Annotated in this window: 20 protein-coding genes and 1 other annotated feature; of the genes, 19 read left to right on the top strand and 1 reads right to left on the bottom strand. The window is 42.8% G+C overall.

What is annotated here, in order from left to right:
* Positions 1 to 6: 6 nt before the first annotated feature.
* Positions 7 to 1344, top strand: coding sequence for a tRNA (N(6)-L-threonylcarbamoyladenosine(37)-C(2))-methylthiotransferase MtaB (gene mtaB / locus ACJ9PY_RS17830; RefSeq protein WP_411738657.1), 1338 nt, complete (start codon positions 7 to 9; stop codon positions 1342 to 1344).
* Between the two features lie 159 nt (positions 1345 to 1503).
* Positions 1504 to 2175, top strand: a complete 672-nt coding sequence (gene deoC, locus ACJ9PY_RS17825) for a deoxyribose-phosphate aldolase (protein WP_048682875.1) — start codon at positions 1504 to 1506, stop codon at positions 2173 to 2175.
* A gap of 539 nt (positions 2176 to 2714) precedes the next feature.
* Here the strand turns inward: deoC and ACJ9PY_RS17820 are convergent.
* Entirely contained in the window at positions 2715 to 3647 is a 933-nt protein-coding gene (locus ACJ9PY_RS17820) for a Na/Pi symporter (RefSeq protein ID WP_098865766.1), read from the bottom strand.
* Positions 3648 to 3883: 236 nt separating this feature from the next.
* Here ACJ9PY_RS17820 and rpsU point away from each other — a divergent pair, with 236 nt between their 5' ends.
* The 17 genes from rpsU (at position 3884) to glyS (ending at position 19128) form a co-directional block, all read left to right on the top strand.
* Positions 3884 to 4057 carry a 30S ribosomal protein S21 gene (gene rpsU, locus ACJ9PY_RS17815; protein ID WP_028391853.1) on the top strand — a complete coding sequence of 58 codons (174 nt, stop codon included), beginning with the start codon at positions 3884 to 3886 and terminating at the stop codon, positions 4055 to 4057.
* A gap of 14 nt (positions 4058 to 4071) precedes the next feature.
* On the top strand, positions 4072 to 4515 hold the full coding sequence (locus tag ACJ9PY_RS17810) for a GatB/YqeY domain-containing protein (RefSeq protein ID WP_034308521.1): 444 nt from the start codon (positions 4072 to 4074) through the stop codon (positions 4513 to 4515).
* A 300-nt stretch (positions 4516 to 4815) separates the two neighbouring features.
* Positions 4816 to 6135 (top strand): NfeD family protein, encoded by a 1320-nt coding sequence (locus ACJ9PY_RS17805; protein WP_411740295.1) that lies wholly within the window; start codon positions 4816 to 4818, stop codon positions 6133 to 6135.
* 56 nt (positions 6136 to 6191) lie between these two features.
* Positions 6192 to 7175, top strand: coding sequence for a flotillin-like protein FloA (gene floA / locus ACJ9PY_RS17800; protein WP_370023731.1), 984 nt, complete (start codon positions 6192 to 6194; stop codon positions 7173 to 7175).
* A gap of 22 nt (positions 7176 to 7197) precedes the next feature.
* Complete coding sequence (locus ACJ9PY_RS17795) at positions 7198 to 7692, top strand: hypothetical protein (protein WP_411738656.1); 495 nt, start codon at positions 7198 to 7200, stop codon at positions 7690 to 7692.
* Between the two features lie 127 nt (positions 7693 to 7819).
* Positions 7820 to 8104, top strand: coding sequence for a sporulation protein YqfC (yqfC, locus tag ACJ9PY_RS17790; RefSeq protein WP_034308511.1), 285 nt, complete (start codon positions 7820 to 7822; stop codon positions 8102 to 8104).
* Positions 8105 to 8119: 15 nt separating this feature from the next.
* Positions 8120 to 9307, top strand: coding sequence for a sporulation protein YqfD (gene yqfD, locus ACJ9PY_RS17785; RefSeq protein WP_034308509.1), 1188 nt, complete (start codon positions 8120 to 8122; stop codon positions 9305 to 9307).
* 3 nt (positions 9308 to 9310) lie between these two features.
* Positions 9311 to 10273, top strand: coding sequence for a PhoH family protein (locus ACJ9PY_RS17780; RefSeq protein WP_034308506.1), 963 nt, complete (start codon positions 9311 to 9313; stop codon positions 10271 to 10273).
* Between the two features lie 189 nt (positions 10274 to 10462).
* Positions 10463 to 12628 (top strand): HD family phosphohydrolase, encoded by a 2166-nt coding sequence (locus ACJ9PY_RS17775; protein WP_098185692.1) that lies wholly within the window; start codon positions 10463 to 10465, stop codon positions 12626 to 12628.
* Positions 12625 to 13101, top strand: a complete 477-nt coding sequence (gene ybeY, locus ACJ9PY_RS17770; protein ID WP_034308501.1) for an rRNA maturation RNase YbeY — start codon at positions 12625 to 12627, stop codon at positions 13099 to 13101. Before ACJ9PY_RS17775 ends, ybeY begins: the two co-directional genes overlap by 4 nt.
* A complete protein-coding gene (locus ACJ9PY_RS17765) occupies positions 13079 to 13456 on the top strand; it encodes a diacylglycerol kinase family protein (RefSeq protein WP_034308499.1) in 378 nt (125 codons plus the stop codon). Before ybeY ends, ACJ9PY_RS17765 begins: the two co-directional genes overlap by 23 nt.
* A 39-nt stretch (positions 13457 to 13495) precedes the next feature.
* A complete protein-coding gene (locus ACJ9PY_RS17760; protein ID WP_048685709.1) occupies positions 13496 to 13894 on the top strand; it encodes a cytidine deaminase in 399 nt (132 codons plus the stop codon).
* Complete coding sequence (gene era, locus ACJ9PY_RS17755; RefSeq protein ID WP_034308493.1) at positions 13887 to 14816, top strand: GTPase Era; 930 nt, start codon at positions 13887 to 13889, stop codon at positions 14814 to 14816. The genes ACJ9PY_RS17760 and era overlap by 8 nt, the downstream gene beginning before the upstream one ends.
* Before the next feature lie 99 nt (positions 14817 to 14915).
* On the top strand, positions 14916 to 15059 hold the full coding sequence (locus ACJ9PY_RS17750) for a YqzL family protein (protein WP_065310843.1): 144 nt from the start codon (positions 14916 to 14918) through the stop codon (positions 15057 to 15059).
* A 33-nt stretch (positions 15060 to 15092) separates the two neighbouring features.
* A complete protein-coding gene (recO, locus tag ACJ9PY_RS17745; RefSeq protein ID WP_034308490.1) occupies positions 15093 to 15845 on the top strand; it encodes a DNA repair protein RecO in 753 nt (250 codons plus the stop codon).
* 58 nt (positions 15846 to 15903) lie between these two features.
* Positions 15904 to 16080 (top strand) — a binding site (T-box leader).
* Positions 16081 to 16175: 95 nt separating this feature from the next.
* Entirely contained in the window at positions 16176 to 17072 is an 897-nt protein-coding gene (gene glyQ, locus ACJ9PY_RS17740; protein WP_054400193.1) for a glycine--tRNA ligase subunit alpha, read from the top strand.
* Positions 17059 to 19128, top strand: a complete 2070-nt coding sequence (glyS, locus tag ACJ9PY_RS17735; RefSeq protein ID WP_145504662.1) for a glycine--tRNA ligase subunit beta — start codon at positions 17059 to 17061, stop codon at positions 19126 to 19128. The genes glyQ and glyS overlap by 14 nt, the downstream gene beginning before the upstream one ends.
* The last annotated feature ends 127 nt before the right edge of the window (positions 19129 to 19255 follow it).

Genomic DNA, 19255 nt, shown 5'->3' with positions numbered 1-19255 from the left:
TGAAAAATGGCAACGGTCGCTTTCCATACATTAGGCTGTAAAGTGAATCATTATGAAACAGAGGCTATATGGCAATTATTCAAAACTGGGGGATATGATCGTGTTGAGTTTGAAAATACATCAGATGTATATGTCATCAACACATGCACGGTGACAAACACTGGCGATAAGAAAAGCCGTCAGGTCATCCGTCGTGCCATTCGTAAGAATCCGAATGCCGTCATAGCGGTAACGGGATGTTACGCACAGACATCGCCGGCAGAAATCATGGCCATACCAGGTGTGGATATTGTTGTAGGAACACAAGACAGGGTTAAACTGCTTGATTACATTGAGCAATTCAAGGTTGAGCGTGAACCAATCAATGCCGTAGGTAATATCATGAAAAACCGTGTCTACGAAGAGTTGGATGTACCTGCTTTTACAGACCGTACACGCGCTTCACTGAAGATTCAGGAAGGCTGCAATAATTTCTGCACTTTCTGCATCATTCCTTGGGCACGTGGCTTGATGCGTTCCCGCGACCCAAAAGAAGTCGTTCACCAGGCTGAACAGCTTGTTGAGGCAGGCTATAAGGAGCTAGTCCTTACCGGAATCCATACGGGCGGCTACGGAGACGATTTGAAAGACTATAATTTGGCGATGCTGCTGCGTGACTTGGAGAAAGTCGATGGGCTGAAGCGTATCCGTATTTCATCCATTGAAGCCAGCCAAATTACAGATGAGATTATTGAAGTGCTGACGAATTCGAAAAAAGTGGTACGTCATTTGCATATACCAATCCAATCGGGTTCCGATACCGTTCTAAAACGGATGAGACGTAAATATACGATGGATTTCTTCGGTGATCGAATCGAAAAGCTGAAAATTGCACTTCCGGGCCTTGCTGTTACCTCTGATGTCATCGTAGGTTTCCCTGGTGAAACTGAAGAAGAATTCATGGAGACATATAACTTTATAGAAAAATATAAATTCTCCGAACTTCATGTTTTCCCTTATTCAAAACGGACAGGGACTCCGGCTGCCCGTATGGGAGATCAAGTGGATGAAGATATCAAAAATGAACGAGTCCACCGCCTTATTACGTTGTCGGATCAGTTGGCAAAAGAGTATGCCTCCCGATTCGAGGGGGAAGTTCTGGAAGTCATTCCTGAAACGAAGTTGGAAAATGGCTTTTATGAGGGCTACTCAGATAATTACATGAAAGTCGTCTTCCCGGCATCGGAAGAAATGGTCGGTGAAATCGTCAAAGTTAAAATCACAAAATCTGGCTATCCATTTAGTGAAGGTCAGTTCGTGACGGTCGTGAAGGATTTTCCTTTGCAACAAGCATCCAATATCTAAGACAGCGGTTAACCGCTGTCTTTTTTTATTATCCTTTTTTAGATGTGTTTTATTGGCGCTTTCGGGTAAAGACTATATATATCGTCAAAATGGATAAACTATGGTATCATGAGAGGTACGTACAACTAGGTATAGATTGTTTTTGAGGAGGATTTATTAATGTCACAAAATGTAGCAGGTTTAATTGACCACACGTTATTAAAAGCAGATGCAACCAAAGAGCAAATAAAGGTATTATGCGAAGAAGCGAGAGAGTATAACTTTGCTTCCGTATGCGTAAACCCGACTTGGGTGAAATATGCAAGTGAACTTTTGGAAGGTTCAGAAGTGAAAGTTTGTACGGTAATCGGCTTCCCTCTAGGTGCAACCACACCGGAAACCAAAGCTTTTGAAACGAAAGATGCCATCGCCAATGGTGCTCACGAAGTCGATATGGTGATCAACATCGGCGCATTGAAGGACAAGGATGATGAGTTGGTAGAGCGGGATATTCGTGCTGTGGTAGCGGCATCCACTGGTAAGGCTCTTTCAAAAGTGATTATTGAAACTTCTTTATTGACCGATGAAGAAAAAGTCCGTGCATGTGAATTGGCCGTAAAAGCCGGAACGGATTATGTGAAAACATCAACTGGTTTTTCGACCGGCGGAGCGACAGTTGAAGATATCGCGCTTATGAGAAAAACGGTTGGCCCGAATATCGGTGTCAAAGCTTCAGGCGGGGTCCGCAACACGAGCGATGCCCAGAATGTGATAGAAGCTGGTGCAACAAGAATTGGAGCGAGTGCAGGTGTCTCCATCGTGAAGGGCTTAACGGCTGATTCCGATTATTGATTTTGTAAGGACCGTATAATTCCCTAAAATAAAGCAGGCGGAGAAAAATGAATTATTTTTTCTCCGCCTGTTTTTTATTGATTCCAAAAATAATTCAACTGGCAATTTCTCTTGCCCGTATATTGGCCTATTTCTTCCATAAAAAAAGAGGACCTGTATCATTTATGGAACCCATACATTCAAAAATAAGTTTATTGTGGATTTACATAGATATAAGGAGGTATCAATTAGGGAGTAAACATGCTTATATTAAATTGGTTTTTCATTTTGAATGGTAAAATGCATGGTGAAATTTTACCATTCAATAACCGTTTTATTTATAATGGCAGTAACTGCTTTTATCTAACATCATTCTCTAATGAAAGTTTGCTGATTTTGATAGTAGCTGTTGTATTATTGAGTGGTTTGAGCTTATTGAACCATAAAACTAATTATAAAAGGTTAGCTGAAATCGATTACCATCCTTATTATCTATGCGTTTAGGTTAATCTTATTTATGGCTGTCCCATAGTCAGTTGCCAATGACTTTTGGACAGCTCTTATTTTTTTAAGTGTGGCCGATGCACCCAAAGAATGAGGTTGGAGAATCGCCGTGCGAATGGCAAGACGGCCAAAGAAGTCAAGATATTGAAAATGACACTGGCATGCGCGAGCTGTGTCCCTTTGTTTTCGGTGAAATAGGCAGCCGTACTTTCCAGGATGTCCACAAAAGGCAGGAATGCGGCAACCCCGATGATGTTCAGCCAAATATGTGCATAAGCTGTGAAGGCAGCTTGTCTGCCAGAACCGATGCTGGCCATGTATCCGGTGATGCAAGTGCCGATATTCGATCCGAGCATGATGATGATTGCCGAGGACACGGATAACTCCCCATTCATCAAAAAACTCATGGCTATCCCGATGGTTGCAGAACTGGAGTGAATGAGTGCCGTCAATAATAACCCGGCAATCAGGGCATAACTCATATGGCTCTCTATGTACTGGATAAGCGTTTGTATGGATGGATAGGCTGCAATCGGTGTCGAAAGCGTTTTAAAACCGCTCATCGCCGCGAAGATGGCCGAGATTCCGATCAGGGACATTCCTAGGCTTCTCGGGAATGCTTTTGGCATGAAGCAAAGGAAAGCGCCGCTTACGACACCGGGAATGATCCAGCGATCCAAAGAGAAAGTCATGAACTCTGCTGTAAAGGTGGATCCGATATTCGTTCCAAGAATGATCCCGATTGTTTGCGGGAATGTTAAGCTTCCTGCGGAAACGAGGCCGACCGTCATGACCATGACCGCCGAGCTGCTCTGCAGGATCCCGGTAAAGATGGTTCCGGCCAAGAAGCCTTTCCATGGCTTATCCGTCACCTTTGAGAGAAATGTTTTTAATGCTGCACCGGACATATTGAACAGTCCGATTCGTAAAACCGACATACCTGCCAGAAATATCGCTATGAATAAAATGAATAAAAATAGCTCATGCATGACTGTCACCTCATAGTAAGCTTATGGCCCATTAACGGGGGACATGCTATAAATTGGAATTTCATGCAAGTTGAATCATCGCTTAGTGAAAAATTATGATAATAACACGATTATATTCAAAATAAGTTTGATTTTATTGGTTGACCTGTTAAAGATGATATATTATAATTGTTTAGTACATGTATAACATGTTGACAACTTGAGTTAGTGTGTTGTTTTCGGAGGGAGGGAAAGAGATGTCTAAAACCGTCGTTCGTAAAAACGAATCGCTTGAAGATGCTCTTCGTCGTTTCAAACGTACTGTATCTAAAGCAGGATCGCTTCAGGAAGCTAGGAAGCGTGAATTTTATGAAAAACCAAGCGTAAAACGTAAGAAAAAGTCTGAAGCTGCAAGAAAACGTAAATTCTAAGAGAGGGTGGAAAGATGAGTCTTCTCGAGCGTTTAAATAATGATATGAAACAAGCGATGAAGAACAAGGAAAAGGACAAACTATCTGTTATTCGGATGCTGAAAGCTTCTATTCAAAACGAAGCCTTGAAGCAGAGACAAGATTTAACAGATGATGAAGAATTGACAGTGCTCTCTCGCGAATTAAAACAACGCAAAGACTCCCTCCAGGAGTTTGAAAACGCAGGTCGTTCAGATCTCGTGGATAAAGTCCGCACCGAACTAGTATACGTAGAGGCATATATGCCTCAGCAACTTTCAGAAGAAGACATTTCTAAAATCGTTAACGAAACGATTTTAGAAGTCAATGCAACATCCAAAGCAGATATGGGCCGAGTTATGGGAGCTTTAATGCCTAAAGTTAAAGGTAAAGCGGATGGTTCTCTAGTTAACAAATTAGTACAACAACATCTATCTTAAACTCTAAACTTAAAACTCGAAACCTAACCGCAGGCAAATTGCCTGTGGTTTTTGTGTATTTCATGAATTTTATGCGTATATTATTGAAACGAAGCCCAAGATAATTGTGGCACTTTTAATTTTATTTGCTTTTTTTTGAAACCTTTTTCATATACATACGTAATAACTAAAGAACAGGGTAAAGGGTTGCTTCAATTGCTCCTTATTCGAATTTTAGTTGCGGGCTGAATTTACTGGTAAGTTCCTGGATAATGGGACACTTACCGCGTTTAATACGGGAAAGGGGGCGTTCCGTTGAAAATTTGGCGTTATTTATCTGTTCTCCTATTTGGATTGCTGTTCACCATGTCTTCCTTTGGTGGAGCGACGGTATCTGCAAACGAGAAGATCGTTTACCATGTACCCATTGAAGAAACGGTGGAAAAGGGACTCTCTGCCTTTTTGGAACGAGCACTGACCACTGCTGAAGCAGCAGATGCAGATCTTGTCGTTTTCGAGGTGAATACCCCTGGAGGTGCTGTGGATGCAGCGGGGGAAATTGCAAAGTTACTGGCGGATTCACCAATAAAGACAGTTGCCTATGTCAATAACAGGGCTTTATCTGCAGGGGCATACATTTCTTTAAGTGCGGATGAGATCTATATGGTTCCGAGTGCCACCATGGGATCTGCAGCTGTGATTGATTCAACAGGGAACGCTGCAAGTAAGAAAGCGCAATCTTATTGGTTGGCTGCCATGAAGACCGCTGCTGAACAAAATGGACGTGATCCCATATACGCCCAGGCGATGGCGGATGTTGACATCGATCTACCCGAATATGGAGCGGAAAAAGGGAAGCTGCTGACATTTACAGCCGAACAGGCAAAAAAGGCTGGGTATAGTGAAGGCACCGTCTCTGGAAAAGCGGAGCTGTATAGTATACTTGGAGTTGAAGATGCTGATATTCGGACAATCGAAGAAAGCTTTCCTGAGAAACTAGCCCGCTTTTTGACCAACCCGATCGTCGTTCCCATTTTATTAACGATAGCGGGAATCGGGATTGTGATGGAATTGTTTTCACCCGGTTTTGGAATTCCGGGCGTAATTGGGTTCACCAGTCTTGTCTTATTCTTCTATGGTCATCTTGTCGCCGGTATCACCGGATACGAATCGTTAGCGATGTTCATCATCGGGGTCATTCTCGTACTAATTGAATTTTTTATCCCAGGGGGGATTATCGGGCTGCTCGGGTTTACAGCGGTAGTGGGGAGTCTATTCCTTGCGACAGGTGATCCGGTCCATATGACGATCTCCTTGCTAATTGCGGTCACCGTATCCATTTTGGTATTCATCCTACTTGTAAAGGTGTTTGGAAAACAGATGAAATTTTTCAGGAAAATGATATTAACCGATGCAACAAAAACGGAACAAGGATATGTCAGCAATCCGAATCGTTTGGATTTATTAGGTGCAGAAGGGAAGGCCCTAACAGATTTGAGGCCTTCAGGAACAGCTTTGGTCAAAGAAGAAAGAGTGGATGTCGTGACCGAAGGGAGCTTTATTTCCAAAGGTTCGACAATCATTATCGTTAAAGTTGAAGGGTCAAGGGTAGTCGTCCGGGAAATTCCGGATTCAAATTAAAATTAAAGGATACAGGAAGGATGAATCATTAAGTGATAACTTCAGGAACGGTATTTATTGTACTGGCAGTGATTGCTGCTATCATCGTATTGGCAGTGTTTTTCACATTCGTACCAGTCATGTTATGGATTTCCGCTTTAGCGGCAGGAGTCAAAATCAGTATATTTACATTAGTTGGGATGAGGCTTCGCCGTGTTATACCAAGCAGGGTCGTCAATCCCCTTATCAAGGCCCATAAGGCTGGAATCAATGTTTCGACGAATCAATTGGAGAGCCATTACCTTGCAGGCGGTAATGTCGATCGAGTGGTGAATGCATTAATTGCTGCAGAACGCGCCAATATCACGTTACCTTTCGAACGGGGTGCAGCCATTGACCTGGCCGGTCGTGATGTACTGCAAGCCGTTCAAATGAGCGTTAACCCGAAAGTGATCGAAACTCCATTCATCTCAGGTGTGGCGATGAATGGTATTGAAGTGAAAGCGAAGGCAAGGATCACGGTCCGGGCCAATATTGAACGCCTGGTCGGTGGTGCCGGTGAAGAGACGATCATTGCCCGTGTAGGGGAAGGGATCGTATCGACGATCGGTGCTTCGCAAATGCATACGGATGTACTGGAACATCCCGATTTGATTTCAAGAACGGTTTTATCGAAAGGGTTGGATTCGGGGACGGCATTCGAAATTCTTTCCATTGATATTGCTGAAGTGGATATCGGCAAAAATATCGGGGCCATATTACAGACGGACCAAGCCGAAGCGGATAAGAAAATAGCCCAGGCAAAGGCCGAAGAACGACGTGCGATGGCTGTTGCACTTGAACAGGAAATGGTTGCCCGTGTTCAGGAAATGAGAGCGAAGGTTGTTCAATCCGAAGCGGAAGTTCCGCTGGCCATGGCCGATGCACTGAAAAGCGGAAACCTTGGAGTGATGGATTATATGAATATCCAAAATATCACGGCCGATACGGATATGCGCGGTTCCATCAGTAAAATTTCCGAAAATCCAAAAGATAACAACAATAACCATAATAATAATTAGGTCAGGGAAGGAAGGTCTTTAAATGGGAGATTTTATTGATTTCTTTCTCAAGAACCCATTCCTTATCATTGTCTTGATCGGTATTTTAACGTCCATGTTAGGAAAGAAAAAACAGCCTCAAGATCCTAACACCCCTCCGAAAAAGAAATGGCAGGAGGTCATGCAGGAGCTTCAAGGTGAAATGCAGCAAGGGAATCAGCAGCAAAGACCTGCACCTGCTCCCGTAAGGAAAGTCGAACAGCAGGCAGCACAGGCTGCAGAAGTGATCGATGAGACGACGAACGAATCGAACAAAAGGATTGCGGAGCTTAGACGGCTACAGCAGAAGTACGATCAAGAGCGTTTGTATCAAAAAGCGAAGGCAGATCAACTCACTTCAACGATTGCTGATAATAACAGTCCGGTCTATCGCAAAGGACCGTCTTTTGGCAAAAAGCAGCTGATTGATGGCATCATCATGTCAGAAGTGCTGGGACCGCCAAGGGCGAAGAGAAGTCTTCAAAGGTCCAGAAGGTGATTCGGAGCCCCGGGCTTTTTTAGACCTTCATTAAATGAGCATGAAAAAATAGACTTTCATTCACTTATAATTTTGTGCTAGAACCCTCTTTCATTTCATACATTGAGATGAAAGGGGGTTCTTTTTTATGGCACGCAATTGGGGAAAAAAAGTGAAACAGCTTATGACCAAAACAATGGACCTTCCGCAAGATGTCATGATGGACCTGCCGCGAATTACAATGATCGGACAATTACATATTTATATTGAAAACCATCGTGGCTTATTGGCTTTTACAGACAGCGAAGTACGATTGATGCTGAAAAATGGGCAGTTGCTGATAAAGGGAAATGCCTTTGTCATAAAGACGATTTTGCCGGAAGAAATCATGCTCGAAGGCAAAATTGACAAGGTTTATTTTATCAATGAATGATCCCGGGAGGTCTCCATGAAAAACCAATGGACAAACTATTATACAGGCTATGTAAAGGTGAAGGCTTATGGAAAAGGTGCAGAACGGTTAATTAATATGCTGACGAGAAGGGGGCTTCATATCTGGGATGTGAAGCGTGTCGGAAGTGAAGCCCTGATTTTCCATATGGATATCAGGGATATCCCCAAACTACGTCAGGTCATGCGTAAGAGTGATTGTAAAGTAAAGTTCATGCAGGGAAAGGGTTTCCCTTTCCTGATGAAGAGAGTCATGAAAAACAGCGGGTTTTTAGCGGGGATGATCGCTTTCCTGCTATGTATATTTGTACTTTCCAATATGGTATGGGGCATCGAGGTTCAAGATGCCAAACCGGCAACCGAGCATGCCATCCGGAAAGAATTGGACAAGATGGGCGTGAAGATCGGTAAAGTGCAATTCTTTGTTGATGATGTGGATACGATTCAGCGTAAGCTGTCGGACCGGATCGGTGCATTGACATGGGTGGGGGTCGAGCTAAAGGGAACGACATATCATTTTCGGGTTGTGGAAAAACGGCAGCCCAAAGAGGTCGAGAAAACATCTCCACAGAATTTGGTAGCATCAAAAAAAGCGATCATCGCTGATATGTTCGTTGAAAAAGGACAATCTATTGTTAATGTGAATGATTATGTAGGAAAAGGACAACTTCTTGTTTCAGGATTGATTGGTAAAGAGGATAAACAGGAAATTGTATCCGCAAAGGGAGTAATAAAAGGGAAAACGTGGTATAAAGCTAAAGTGGAAGTTCCGTTAAAAACCAAGTTTTCTGTTTTTAACGGAGATGAAACGAGCAAGCACTTTTTGAAAATGGGGGGCTTTTCCCTTCCGGTATGGGGCTTCAAGGATCCGGGATATGAAAAACAGGAAAAGGAAACGACAGTGAGGCCTTTTCACTTTCTTCAATGGGAGCTGCCGATTTCTTATAAACAAGTGACCTTAAGGAGCAAGGAAGATATTGTACGAAGCTATACGGAGAAAGAAGCGGTGGAGGAAGGCCGGAAAATGGCCAAAGCGGAATTAAAAAAACATTTAGACGAGGAAGATGAAATCGTCGAAGAAAAAATTTTGCACGAAAGCATGGAGAATGGTAAAGTTAAATTGTCTATACATTACCAAGTTATTGAAGATATAGCGATTGGACAGCCAATCATTCAAGGAGACTAACGAATGGCAGATGATGTGAAAGTAATTAAGCTCGAAATCGAATCACCCAATGAAGCGATCGCGTTATTGGGCAATGGAGATTCAAATGTAAAAGTGCTCGAAGAGGAACTTGGCATTTCCGTCATAACCCGAGGTGAAGCGGTGAGTGTTGCCGGGGATATCGAGCGGGTAACGATGGGGGAGGAAATCCTCAAGGCATTATTGACTGTAGTCAGAAAAGGAATTGCAATCAGTTCCAGAGATGTGCTTTATGCAATTGAATTGGCAAGAAAAGGCACATTGGAGTATTTCGGTGAATTATATGATGAGGAAATCGCTAAAACGGCTAAGGGGAAATCCATTAAAGTCAAAACAATCGGGCAGAGATACTATATCCAGGCAATAAAGAAACAGGATCTTGTATTTGGAATTGGGCCTGCCGGAACCGGGAAGACCTATCTTGCTGTAGTGATGGCCATCAATGCTTTGAAAAATGGACATGTTAAACGGATCATCCTGACACGGCCTGCCGTCGAAGCAGGGGAGAGCCTAGGTTTCCTGCCTGGTGATCTGAAGGAAAAGGTAGATCCTTATCTAAGACCGCTGTATGACGCTCTCCATGACCTCCTGGGGATGGAACAGACGCAAAGGATGATAGAGCGCGGAACGATCGAAATAGCTCCCCTGGCTTATATGAGGGGTCGTACGCTTGAAGATGCCTTTGTCATATTGGATGAAGCCCAGAATACGACGGAAGCCCAAATGAAGATGTTCTTGACCAGGCTTGGTTTCGGATCGAAAATGGTCATTACGGGAGACCGGACCCAGATTGACCTTCCAAAAGGCATGAAGTCAGGTCTTGTCCGGGTAGAAGAGATATTGAAGAATGTTAAAGGCCTTTCCTTTGTTTATTTTGAACAAAGTGATGTAGTAAGGCATCCGCTTGTCGCTAAAATCATTACTGCTTACGAGCAGGCGAAGTCATAAGAAAAAATCCGCCATTTCAATCGGCGGATTTTTCGTGATGTGTCTAAATGACGAACTTTATGGTGGAAAAGTGGATATGAAATGACAGAACCTTTACATTTATCAATACGAAGGTGAAAATTCATATGAAAACTGTTATGATTTTACATATCTAGAATAATAAACATCATTTTTTTAGGAGGACCTTCCTTGAATCGTATCCAGAAATTTTTCACTCAAATAAAAGGGCTGTTGGTCCATCGTTTTTTTCAAGTGCTTTTGTTCATCATACTTGGTTTGTTTGCGTATGGTTTAATGTTCTCCAATGTGAAGCCGGAAAGGGTTCAGGTAGAGCTTTTTAAGCCTGCGGAACAAACGATCCGATCAACCAAGACTGTGGAAGATACCTATAAGACGGAACAGGAAAAAGAAGAGATTTCAAAACAGGTGGCGGATGTTTATTCTTTAAAAAAAGAATATGCCAAAAATAAAGTCGATCTGATTTCATCCATTTTCGATTCAGCGATTGAGGTGAATAAAGAAACGGACCCCGATGAAGATCATAAAGAAGATGAGGATAAAAAAGAGACCGTAAAGACGGATGCTCAAAAAGTTTCGATATTAAAAGAAAAATTGACTGATGAAGTGAATAAAAATATCGAGGAATCCGTTTTCCTAGCATTAGTGCAGGCGGATGAAGATGAGTTGAAAATAGCGAAGGATTCGACCATTACGGCAGTGAATAATGTGATGAGCTCCCGAATCGCTGCAAGTGACGTCGAAAATGCCAAGAAAAAGGTTGTAGAGGAATTGGGTTATATGAGCATTAGTGGCGATATGAAAAAAGCCTCCACTTCCCTTGCGCGTACGGCAATCATTCAGAATGTATTTTTCGATAAGGACAAAACCGAGGAACAGCGAAGGAAAGCGGTTGAAAGCGTGGAGCCGATCAGGATCCTTCAAGGCCAGATCATCGTTGAAGAAAATCAGTTAGTGGACAGGGATGTATATAGGCAGCTTGAACTGGCAGGCTTCTTAAATACGGAGTCCACCATTTACCCGTATATCGGCCTGCTGTTATTCATATTCCTGACTTTTGCGGCTTTTTATTATTATTTCTACTATTCCGTTTCCAAAAAGGATAACAAGTACAATCAGTTATTGATCTTCAGTCTTGTCTTTATCCTTTCAATGGCTACCATGAAAACGGTCAGCATTCTGGCAGACCTGAAAAACTCGAACTTGGAATACATTTTTCCGGGTGCCATGGCGGCGATGCTCATCAAGATATTATTGAATGATAGGTTAGCGGTAGCAATGATCATATTGTTAGGTTCGTATGGTACGATTATATTTAATGGTGATACACCTGGAAATCTGGATTTCTCGATGGGGCTTTATATCATTTTCGGGGGATTGACGGCAATCATCATCCTATCCAGGCCCAATTTCAAATCAAAGGTGCTGGTAGCGGGGCTGTTGTTGTCTTTAATCAATATGGCATTTGTTTTTTCGCTCATCTTTATTATGGACAGCCATTATACTAGAATGGAGTACTTGTATTATGCTTCTGCTGCCATAGGTTCTGGAGTGGGTGCAGCCGTTTTGACAATGGGCCTGTTACCGTTTTTCGAGGCTGGTTTCGGGATTTTATCATCGATTAAGCTTATCGAGCTCGCGAATCCCAATCATCCGTTATTGCGGAAGATCTTGATTGAGGCTCCGGGTACATATCATCATAGTGTAATGGTCGCCAATTTGGCGGAATCGGCTTGTGAAGCCATCGGCTCGAATGGCTTGCTGGCAAGGGTCGGCAGTTATTATCATGATATCGGTAAAACGAAGCGGCCGCACTTCTTCATCGAAAATCAGATGAGTGAAGAGAACCCGCATGATCGGCTGCAGCCGGAAACGAGCAGGGATGTCATCATTGCCCATGCCTTAGATGGCGGGGAGATGCTGCGCAGTCACAAATTCCCGAAAGAGATTGTGGATATTGCAGAGCAGCATCATGGAACCACATTATTGAAATTTTTCTACCATAAGGCAAAAAAACAGGATGAGTCCACACTCGAGGCGGCCTACCGATATCCCGGGCCGAGGGCGATAATGAAGGAAGTGGCCGTCATCGGCATAGCCGACAGTGTGGAAGCTGCAGTGAGGTCGATGAAGCACCCAACTCCGGAGAAGATTGAAGAGCTGGTAAGTTTCATCATTCAGGACAGGATTTCTGATGGACAATTTGATGAATGTGACATTACTATGAGAGAATTAAGTATCGTGAAGCATTCCTTATGTGAATCGCTGAATGGTATCTTCCACTCCAGGATTGAATATCCGGAGCCGGATAAATTAGGACAGAAGGTGAAAGAATGATTTTAGCTATCGATTTAATGGATGAAACGAATGAAGTAACGGAGGAAGCTCAGCAGCTTGTTGAAAGCATTCTTCAATTTGCGGCAAGAAAAGAAAACATTGAAAAAGACACCGAGCTGTCTGTTACATTTGTAGACAATGATAGGATTCGGGAAATCAATAAAGAATATCGTCATAAAGATTCAGCTACAGATGTCATTTCTTTTGCGCTTGAAGAAATGGGGGAAGATGAAGTGGAAATTGTCGGAGCGGAAATGCCCCGCATGTTAGGTGATATCATCATTTCCATTGAACGCACGAAAGAACAAGCTGAAGAATATGGTCATTCATTTGACCGGGAACTTGGATTTTTAGCACTGCATGGTTTTCTTCATTTATTGGGATTCGACCACATGAATGAAGAAGATGAAAAAGTGATGTTCACAAAACAAAAGGAGATCTTGGAAGAATATGGACTTTCAAGAGAAGGATAAAAAAAAGTATCCTTTATTAAAAAGTTTCTCTTTCGCCTGTCAGGGAATTTTGGAGGCTGTTCGGACTGAACGCAATATCAAGATCCATTTCGCGTTAACGGCAATCGTCGTATTCTTTGGTTGGCACTTCTCATTGAATGGGATGGAGTGGCTTTTCATTTTGGCGGCCATAGCCGGTACGATTACGTTGGAGCTCGTTAATTCCGCGATTGAAAGGGTAGTGGACCTGGTAACGGACCAAATCCATCCGCTTGCCAAGCAGGCAAAAGATATTGCAGCCGGAGCTGTATTCATATATGCTATATTTTCTATAATAGTTGGATTGATTATCTTTTTGCCTAAGGTTGGCCTGTAGGTTGCCGAAATGGCACTCAATTTGAAAGGAAGATGTGAATTGAATACAAAAGAATTGATTGAGGAAGCTAAAAAAGCAAGGGATAAAGCTTATGTGCCTTACTCCAAGTTTAAGGTGGGGGCAGCCCTTTTAACCGCTGATGGAAAGGTCTATCATGGTTGTAATATAGAAAATGCTGCATACAGCATGTGTAATTGCGCCGAAAGGACAGCTTTATTCAGCGCTTATGCCCATGACGATAAAAAATTCACCAAACTTGCAGTCGTGGCGGATACCGATGGTCCCGTCGCTCCATGCGGGGCATGCAGGCAGGTTATTTCAGAACTGTGCGAAAAGGATATGCCGGTCGTTTTGACCAACTTACATGGGGATATAAAAGAACTAACAGTACAGGAATTGCTTCCAGGAGCTTTTTCACCGGAGGATTTAAATGGATAAACTATTTGACGATACACAAGTAAAAGGTTACAAATCAGGTTTCATTTCAATAATTGGACGACCTAATGTTGGAAAAAGTACATTTCTGAATCGGGTCATCGGCCAGAAAATCGCCATTATGAGTGATAAACCGCAAACTACAAGAAATAAGGTCCAGGGTGTACTTACGCAAAACGATTCACAAATGATTTTCATCGATACACCCGGCATTCATAAACCAAAGCATAAGCTTGGCGACTTCATGATGAAAGTGGCAACGAATACATTGAAGGAAGTCGATTTGATTCTCTTCATGATCAATGCGACTGAAGGATACGGACGCGGTGACGAGTTCATCATCGAAAAACTTCAATCCGTAAAAACGCCTGTTTTCCTGGTCGTAAACAAAATCGATGCGATGCATCCAGATGATTTACTTCCGATCATTGAAAAATATCAACAGCTTTACCCTTTTGCGGCAGTCGTTCCGATTTCTGCGCTTGAAGGAAATAATGTGGATACACTGCTTGAACAAATCAAAGAGCATCTGCCTGAAGGTCCCCAGTTCTACCCAGCTGACCAAGTGACCGACCACCCGGAACGTTTTATCATTTCCGAATTGGTCCGCGAGAAGGTACTGCACCTGACACGGGAAGAAATTCCACATTCAGTGGCTGTTGTCATCGATTCAATTAAAAAGATGGACAATAGCGACACCATCAATGTCATGGCGACTATCGTTGTCGAACGGGATTCACAAAAGGGCATTGTCATCGGAAAGCAAGGGAAAATGCTTAAAGAAGTCGGCAGCCGTGCCAGGGTGGATATCGAAAACCTATTGGGCTCTAAAGTTTTCTTGGAACTGTGGGTGAAGGTACAGAAGGATTGGCGTAACAAAGCAAGCCAGCTTCGCGATTACGGCTTCAATGAAAGCGAGTATTAATTAACAAAATTTACGCGTCATGAAAGTTAGGAAAACGGTCAAGCTAATCATATGGTCGGATATTCATATTGCTAGTTAAAAATGAAAGGTGGGCTTTATATGTTGGATTTTACCTGGGAATTATTCACTGAAACAGGTAATGTGGACACCTATTTGCTGTTTAAGGAGATAGAAGTCGAGAGACAGGAAAGACACTTGGGATTGAATGATGAGCTAGCAGAAATTGATTTTCCTGTTTCATAGGTTAGCCTTGGCGAGCATGGGTGGTGTCTTGGTATGCTCCAAAAATGTGAGGGCATTGTCATAAGGCGAACTGCATATGGAGAAAATAACAAAATCATTACTATATATACCCGTGAGCTAGGGAAAATTGGCGTCATGGCGAGAGGGGCCAGTAAACCTAACAGCAGGCTTTCTGCCGTCACACAGCTTTTTTGCTCCGGGTATTTTCTTGTAACCACATCAACCGGACTCGGCAGTCTTCAGCAAGGCGAAATGGTCGATTCACTCCGTTTCATAAGGGAGGATCTTTTTGCCACCGCTTATGCTTCATATATTGTTGAATTGCTTGATAAAAGCGTCGAGGATAAGAAACCGAATCCATATTTGTATGAATTGCTTTCGCAAACCTTGCATTACATAAACGAGGAATATGACGCGGAGGTTTTGACATTCATTTTTGAAATGAAGATGCTGCCCGTCAATGGGATTAACCCAGTGCTGAATCAGTGTGCCGTATGTGGTGAAACGGAAGGGGAATTCTCCTTCTCGCTTCGGGAAGCGGGCTTTATTTGTCACCGCTGTCTGGGGAAAGACCCTTATCATTTTAAAATTTCACCTGCAGCCGTCAAATTGCTTCGGATTTTTTATTATTTAGATTTATCGAGGCTCGGAAACATTTCCGTCAAGCCTGAAACGAAAAAAGAACTGCGGAAGATCATCGATGCATATTATGAGGAATATTCCGGTCTGCTTTTGAAATCAAAAAAGTTCCTGAAACAGATTGATACGATGAAAGATATGTTTTAGGTTCTGACCTATTGACATTCCATGCTAGTTTGTATAAAATTCTAATCATCAAAATAAGAAGATTGCGTTGATGGAAAAGAGTATCTGTCATTCTCCATAAAAAGCGAACCCGGGACGGTGGAAGCCGGGATATGGATTTACAGGGAAGGGCGTTTCCGGAGCATGTTGCTTTGAAAAGAGGCCGTTTTGTAAACGGCAATTAGGGTGGAACCGCGGGTAAACTCTCGTCCCTATGCATTTCGCATAGGGACGGGAGTTTTTTGTTTGCCAAAATGTAATGGGTATCCGACCTATAATCTAAAAGCCGTTTAAATAACCTGGAGGTGTACGATGAATATTCAAAATATGATTTTAACGTTACAAAAGCATTGGTCTGAGCAAGGCTGCATATTGATGAATGCTTATGATGTCGAGAAAGGGGCAGGTACGATGAGCCCATACACGTTCCTGAGAGCCATTGGACCGGAGCCTTGGAGCGTGGCTTACGTAGAGCCTTCCCGCCGTCCTGCTGACGGTCGTTATGGTGAGAACCCTAATCGACTGTATCAGCATCATCAGTTCCAAGTGATCATGAAGCCGTCGCCTGACAATATCCAAGAGTTGTATTTGGATTCATTACGTGCTTTAGGGATAAATCCGCTCGAGCATGATATTCGCTTTGTGGAGGACAATTGGGAAAATCCATCCCTAGGGTGTGCCGGACTCGGTTGGGAAGTGTGGCTTGATGGAATGGAAATCACGCAATTTACATATTTCCAACAAGTGGGCGGCCTTGAGTGTAAACCGGTTTCCGTGGAAATTACATACGGGATCGAACGTCTCGCCTCTTACATTCAAGATAAGGAAAACGTATTTGACCTGGAATGGACAAATGGATTCACTGTTCGCGATATATTTGGTCAGCCGGAATACGAACATTCGAAATATACGTTCGAAACCTCCGACCTTGACATGCTGTTTCAGCTTTTCACGATGTATGAAAAGGAAGCGCATCGACAAATGGAAGAAGGACTTGTACATCCTGCATATGATTATGTTTTGAAATGTTCCCATACATTTAACCTTTTGGATGCCAAAGGTGCCATCTCGGTGACGGAAAGAACGGGTTATATTGCCCGGTGCCGTAACTTAGCGCGTAAGGTTGCAAAAACCTTCTATGAAGAGCGGGAAAAATTAGGCTTCCCGATCCTGAAAGTGAAAGGGGAGAATACAAATGAGCAAGCGTGATTTGTTATTGGAGATTGGATTGGAAGAGCTGCCTGCCCGTTTTGTGACAGCATCAATGAAACAGTTGTCAGATAAAGTACAGCGATGGCTTACGGAAAAAGCGATAGAATTCGGGTCGGTTGAAGCTTTTTCCACACCAAGACGTTTGGCCGTATTGGTGAAGGACGTGGAAGAATCCCAAAAGGATATCGAAGAAGAGGCAAAAGGTCCGGCCAAAAAAATCGCGTTGGACAGCGAAGGCAACTGGTCTAAAGCAGCATTGGGATTCGTCAGGGGTCAAGGCATGACTTCAGAGGACATATATTTTAAAGAACTCAAGGGTGTTGAATATGTCCATGTGAATAAATTCATAAAAGGACAGCAGACCGTTCAGCTTTTATCTGAGCTTGCTGAAATCATCAGCGGCATGACGTTCCCGAAAAATATGCGCTGGGCCAATCAGGAGCTCCGCTTCGTCCGTCCGATTAAATGGCTGATTGCCTTATTTGGCAATGAAATAGTGCCATTCAGCATTGCTGATGTGGAAACGGGCCGTGAAACAAAAGGACATCGTTTCTTAGGCAATAGCGCCATCATCGAGCAGCCGGAACGGTACGAAGATACGCTGACAGAACAATTTGTAATGGCAGATCCAGATAAACGCCGGCAAGTTATATTGGATCAGATTAAAGAGCTTGAGCAGGAGAAAGGCTGGATCATCCCTGTCGATGAAGATCTGCTTGAAGAGGTAAATAATTTGGTAGAGTATCCAACGGTGTTATTTGGACATTTTGAAGAAGAATTCCTTGAGCTTCCTGCTGAGGTACTTATCACATCAATGAAGGAACACCAACGTTATTTCCCTGTTAAAGATCAAGAAGGGAACCTGCTTGCTTACTTTGTAACCGTGCGCAACGGCGATGACCGCCATTTGGATAAGGTTTCTAAAGGTAATGAAAAAGTATTGCGTGCCCGCTTATCGGATGCAGCATTTTTCTATAAAGAAGATCAGAAAAAAGAGATTTCGGATGCTTTGAAAAAGCTTGACAGCATCGTTTATCATGAAGAAATCGGTACATTGGCCGAGAAAACTGCCCGGGTAACTGAAGTGACCGGTGCTCTTGCGGATGCTTTGAATTTAAAGGCGGAAAAAGAAATGGCGCTTCGTACAGCGGCAATTGCCAAGTTCGATTTGGTAAGTAATATGGTTTATGAATTCCCTGAATTGCAAGGGTATATGGGTGAAAAATATGCTCTCTTAAAAGGGGAGGCCAAAGAAGTGGCCGCGGCTATCAATGAACATTATATGCCAAGGCATGCGGATGATGCTGTACCGCCTTCAGTCATTGGCGCGGTTGTGAGTTTGGCTGAAAAAATTGATACATTGTCTTCGTTCTTCGCTATTGGCGTCATCCCGACAGGTTCCCAGGATCCTTACGCATTAAGAAGGCAGGCGAGCGGTGTCGTCCAAATTCTAGCTGAGAAGAAATGGAATATTTCATTAGAGGAGCTTATTGTTTTAGGTCTTAAAGGACCGGAATCAAAAGGTATCTTAAAACGTGATCTTGAAGAAGTTAAAGCGGATATGTTCACATTCTTTAAAGCACGTGTCAAACACATGCTTCAAGAACAGCAAATCCGTTACGATTTGATTGACGCAGTTTTGTTCAATGAGATCGGTTATATCCACTCAATCGTGGAACGTGCACATGTATTGGATGCGAAAAAAGAAGAAGCAGGCTTTAAGGAAAGCCTGGAAGCTTTAAGCCGGGTCATGAACATTGCCGTAAAATGTGACAATCAGGTGACAGTCGACCCTGCTGCCTTTGAAAATGATCAAGAAAATGCGTTATATGTAAAATATCAAAAAGTGGCAATGCGTTATATGGAATCTAAAGATGAGAATGAGCGGTTTGAAGAGCTTGTTTCGCTTCAATCGGAAATAGAGTCATATTTCGAGAATACAATGGTCATGGCAGAGGATGAAGCAATCCGCAACAACCGTTTATCCTTAATGAAGGAAATCAGTGATTTGGTTGCAGGTTTTGCTGCCATGAATAAAATCATCCTTACATGATCGAAAGGATGTATGGAATCGGAAACCCTTTGAATATGGGTTTCCGATTTCTTAAAAAGATAAATGATCAATAAATAGGACAAAAATGCCCTAATTAAATTATTTAGTATATAATTATTAAATGAAT

It is taken from the genome of Peribacillus sp. S4, from assembly GCF_046715815.1.
Classification (GTDB): domain Bacteria; phylum Bacillota; class Bacilli; order Bacillales; family DSM-1321; genus Peribacillus; species Peribacillus frigoritolerans.
This window is presented reverse-complemented; position numbering and strand designations above follow the sequence as displayed.